This is a genomic window from Nocardioides sp., assembly GCF_031422975.1.
Classification (GTDB): domain Bacteria; phylum Actinomycetota; class Actinomycetes; order Propionibacteriales; family Nocardioidaceae; genus Nocardioides.
This window is the reverse complement of record NZ_JANPEO010000082.1, coordinates 1-2,488: the sequence shown is the minus strand read 5'-3', so window position 1 is coordinate 2,488 and position 2,488 is coordinate 1. Positions and strand designations below refer to the sequence as shown.

The window sequence follows — 2,488 nt, the reverse complement described above, 5'->3', positions numbered from 1 at the left end:
ATGCGGTGGGCCCCGTGCATCTCTCGCAGCGACGACAGCACCATGGCCGTGGCGCCCTGGGCGCGCGCCCGCTCCTCGCACAGCCTGGCCAGGGCCGTGCCCACGCCCTGACCACGTGCGTCCGGGTGCACCGCCAGCATCCGGAACTCGCCCTCGTCGTCGGCGGCGAGCTCGCGCCACGGGGAGCCGGGCGGGCACGACGTGACCGTGCCCAGCAGCTGGTCGTCGCCGGTCGCGACCCACAGCTCCGCCTGGCCGGCGCGGGCTGCCGCATCGCGGAGCCGGTCGAGGTAGGGGTCGTCGGGACCCCGCGTGAAGCGGGCGTACGCCGCCACTGTCAGCTCGCCGACTGGGGCGTACTCCTCGATCCGCGCGCGACGCAGCTGCATCAGATCCCGAAGGTGCTACGCGGGTAGGCGGCGTTGACGTCGGTGATGATGTTGACGAGGTAGGGCACGCCGGAGTCGAAGGCCCGGTCGAGTGCGGGGCCGATCTGCGCCGGGTCCGTGACCTTCTCACCGGCGCCACCGAGGGCTTTGACGACCTCGTGGTACGCCGTCTGCTGGGCCAGGTCGGCCGCCACGTCATAGCCGTAGAGCATCTGCATCGGGCCCTTCTCCAGACCCCAGGCGGAGTTGTTGCCCATCACCATCACCACCGGCAGGTCGTGGCGGACCAAGGTGTCGACGTCCATCAGTGAGAAGCCGGCGGCACCGTCGCCGAGGAGCAGCGCGACCTGTGCGGACGGGCGGGCCAGCCGGGCGGCGATCGCGGCGCCGAGGCCGGCGCCGAGGCAGCCGTAGGGGCCGGGGTCGAGCCAACCGCCGGGGCGCTTGGGCTCGACGAACTTGCCCGCGAAGCTGACGAAGTCCCCGCCGTCGCCGATCACGACCGCGTCGTCGGCGAGCCGGGGGACGAGCTCGCCGTAGATGCGGGCCGGGTGGATCGGATCGGCCTCGGCGGTCAGGAGCTCGGTGTCGCGCGCGGCCGTCGCCCGGACGACGTCGGCGAGCTCGCCGGCCCACGCGGACCAGTCAGGCGTGCGGGCGGAGCCCTGGACCCCGGCGACGAGACCGTCCAGGACCGTCGAGAGGTCACCGGCCGCGGACGCGGCCAGCTCGGCGTGCGTGGCGAGCTGGCCGGGGGAGTCGGCGACATGCACGACCTTGGCGAAGGCGCCGTCGGGGTTCTTGTCGGGGCCGCCGAAGACGCCATAGCCCAGGCGGAAGTCGAGCGGGGTGCCGACGACGATGACGAGGTCGGCGCCGCTGATCGCGGCACCACGCGCCTTCGTGACCAGCAGCGGGTGGCCGCCCGGCAGTAGTCCGCGACCCATGCCGTTGGTCAGCGTCGGAACCCCGAGGGCCTCGACGAGGCGCAGCGCGGCGGCTTCGGCGTGGTCGGCCCACACGTCGGTGCCGAGGATCAGCAGCGGGTGCCGCGACTCGGCCAGCAGACCGGCGATCCGGGCCACGTCGTCGCCGTCGGGCTCGAGGGCGGGTGCGAGCGACCAGGCGGAGGCCGGGCCGGAGCCGGAGTTGAAGAACTCGTCCATGGGGATGTCGACGTACACCGGACCGCGGTGCGAGGAGCGGGCGACGGTGAAGGCGTCATCGAAGCCGGCCGCGACGTCACCTGCGGTGTGCAGCGTGCGGGCCTGCTTGGCGACGGGCGAGACGATCGGCAGGTGGTCGATCTCCTGGAGGGCGCCGCTGCCCCAGCGGTTGGCGGGCGCGCGTCCGCCGACGACCACCATCGGGGAGCCGGCGAACTGGGCCTGGGCGATGGCGGAGATGCCGTTGGTGACGCCCGGTCCGGCCGTCAGGACCGCCAACCCGGGCACCCGGGTCAGCTTGCCGGTCGCCTCGGCGGCAAAGGCAGCGGTCTGTTCGTGTCTCACGTCGAGGATGCGCATCGGCGGGTCGGCCTTGACCGCCCCGTCGTACATCGGGAAGACGTGTGCCCCCGACAGTGTGAACATGGTCTCCACGCCGTGTGCCCGGGCGACCGAGACCGCGAGTTCGCCGCTGTGTCCGAAGATGTCGTCATCGCTCATGCCCGCACGCTAGAGCATCGACCCCTCCGGGTGGCCCGGGTGGGTGGACGGGTCAGGAGGAGGGGTTGGGCAGCGACAGGAAGGGGTAGTTCGTCGCCTTCAAGGCCTCGACCAGGACCAGGATCAGGTCGGGACGGACTCCGGGGGGATTGCCGGCCAGGGTGAGCTGCACGTGCAGCGAACGCAGGTATGCCTGCGCGTTGCCGGCCAGTTCGTAGGGGTCGTGCTCTCCGGTGCTGTTGAACGGGTTGGCGCCGGCGGCGATCCGGGCGACCCATGGCTCGAGGACCTTGAGGCTGACGACGTTGCGCCGAAGGATCTGCATGGTGGCGGCCGCCATCCGGTCGGGCGCGCCCGCGCGCCGCCCACCGGAACCGGGCAGCACCAAACCGGCGGCCCCCCCCGCGCGGGAGACGGGCAGCGCGGGGGTGG

The 2,488-nt window shown here is 72.9% G+C and carries 3 protein-coding genes; all 3 read right to left on the bottom strand.

Annotated elements, in window-relative coordinates:
- Window positions 1–389 (bottom strand): GNAT family N-acetyltransferase (locus RMO85_RS02785; RefSeq protein WP_310526335.1); only part of this gene is annotated, 389 nt, incomplete at its 3' end.
- Complete coding sequence (locus RMO85_RS02780; protein ID WP_310526334.1) at window positions 389–2,056, bottom strand: acetolactate synthase; 1,668 nt, start codon at window positions 2,054–2,056, stop codon at window positions 389–391. The genes RMO85_RS02785 and RMO85_RS02780, both read right to left, overlap by 1 nt.
- Window positions 2,057–2,108: 52 nt before the next feature.
- Window positions 2,109–2,488 (bottom strand): DUF2785 domain-containing protein (locus RMO85_RS02775; RefSeq protein WP_310526333.1); only part of this gene is annotated, 380 nt, incomplete at its 5' end.